Annotated in this window: 1 protein-coding gene; it reads left to right on the forward strand. The window is 74.0% G+C overall.

Features of this window, described 5'->3' with window-relative positions:
- Positions 1 to 2,251 (forward strand): type I polyketide synthase (locus ABTY15_RS39565; RefSeq protein ID WP_350607610.1); only part of this gene is annotated, 2,251 nt, incomplete at both ends.

The raw sequence follows: 2,251 nt of genomic DNA on the forward strand, positions 1-2,251 counted from the left end.
CACGAGTTGACGGTCGGGCATGATCTGTCGGCGTTCGTGCTGTTCTCGTCGATGGCGGGTTCGGTGGGCAGTGCCGGGCAGGGTAACTACGCGGCCGCGAACGCCTACCTGGACGCGCTCGCGGAGCAGCGCCGGGCCGACGGCCTGCCCGCCACCTCGATCGCCTGGGGCCCGTGGGCACAGGGCGGCATGGCTGCCGACGGCACCGTCGAGCAGCGCCTGCACCGCGACGGCGTCCCGCCGATGGCCCCGCCCCTGGCGATGGCCGCTCTCCGGCAGGCCGTCGAGCACGGCGACGGTGCCCTCACCGTCGCGGACATCGTCTGGGACCGCTTCCTGCCCGGCCTGACCGCCGTCCGACCCACCACGCTCTTCGACGAGATCCCCGAGGCCCGCCAGGTCGCGGCCGCGGCCACCGTGGCGTCCGGCGCTGCCGCCGTCAGCTCCTCGCAGGCCGACCGCCTCGCCGGCCTCCCGGCCGCCGAACAGCAGCGCGTCATGCTCGACCTCGTCCGCACCACCGTCGCGGCCGTACTCGCCCACTCCGGCACGGACCAGGTCGAGGCCGGCCGGGCGTTCAAGGAGCTGGGCTTCGACTCGCTGACCGCCGTCGAACTCCGCAACCGCCTGGCCGCCGCCACCGGGCTGCGCCTGCCCACCACCCTCGTCTTCGACTACCCGTCCGCCGCTGCGCTCGCCGACCACCTCCGCACCGAACTCGTGGGCCACCAGCCCGCCGCCGTCGCCGAGCGCACCGCCCGTACGGCCGCCGACGACGAGCCGATCGCGATCATCGGCATGAGCTGCCGCTTCCCCGGCGGCGTCGCCTCGCCCGAGCAGCTCTGGCAGCTGCTCGTCGGCGGCGGCGACGCAATGTCCGGGCTCCCGACCGACCGCGGCTGGAACACCGACACCCTCTACGACCCGGACCCCGACCGGGTCGGCACGATCTACACCCGCGAGGGCGGCTTCCTGCACGACGCGGCCGAGTTCGACGCCGCGTTCTTCGGCATCTCGCCGCGCGAGGCGCTCGCCATGGACCCGCAGCAGCGGCTGCTGCTGGAGACGTCCTGGGAGGCCTTCGAGCGTGCGGGCATCGACCCGGCCACCGTGCGCGGCAGCCGCACCGGCGTCTTCGCCGGCACCAACGGCCAGGACTACCTCGCCCTGCTGATGAGCTCGCCCGAGGAGCTCGAGGGCCACCTCGGCGTCGGCACGGCCGCGAGCGTCGTCTCCGGCCGCCTCTCGTACACCTTCGGCCTGGAGGGGCCGGCGGTCACCGTCGACACCGCCTGCTCCTCCTCGCTGGTCGCCCTCCACCTGGCCGTTCAGGCGCTGCGCAACGGTGAGTGCACGCTCGCCCTCGCCGGCGGCGTCACCGTGATGGCCACCCCCGACACCTTCCTCGACTTCAGCCGGCAGCGCGGTCTCGCCGCCGACGGCCGGTGCAAGGCGTTCTCCGCGGCCGCCGACGGCACGGCGTGGGGTGAGGGCGCGGGCATGCTGCTGGTGGAGCGGCTTTCGGATGCCCGGCGGAACGGGCACCCGGTACTCGCGGTGGTCCGTGGCTCTGCGGTGAACCAGGACGGTGCGTCGAACGGTCTGACGGCGCCGAACGGTCCGTCGCAGCAGCGGGTGATCCGTCAGGCCCTGGCCAGTGCCGGGCTGACGGCGGACCAGATCGACGCGGTGGAGGCGCACGGCACGGGCACGCGTCTGGGTGACCCGATCGAGGCGCAGGCTCTGCTCGCGACGTACGGTCAGGAGCGTCGGGACGGCCGTGCGCTGCTGCTGGGGTCGGTGAAGTCGAACATCGGGCACACCCAGGCTGCGGCCGGTGTCGCCGGTGTGATCAAGATGGTGCTCGCGATGCAGCACGGGGTGCTGCCGCGGACCCTGCACGTGGATGCGCCGTCCCCGCACGTCGACTGGTCGGCCGGCGCCGTCGCGCTGGCGACCGAGAACGTCGACTGGCCGGAGACCGGTGAGCCGCGCCGTGCGGGCATCTCCTCGTTCGGCTTCAGCGGCACCAATGCGCATGCCGTGCTGGAGCAGGCTCCCCTGGTGGACGAGGTGCCCTCGGCCGCGGTTGTGCCGTCGCTGTCGCCGGTGGTGCCGGTGGTGCTTTCGGCGCGGAGCCCGGAGGCGCTTGCGGGGCAGGTGGCGGGGCTGGTGGCGGTGGTCGAGGGCGATGGTGCGCCGAGTGTGGCGGATCTGGGTTTCTCGCTGGCGACGGGCCGGGCGGCGTTCG

It is taken from the genome of Kitasatospora sp. NPDC097643, from assembly GCF_040302625.1.
Lineage (GTDB): Bacteria > Actinomycetota > Actinomycetes > Streptomycetales > Streptomycetaceae > Kitasatospora.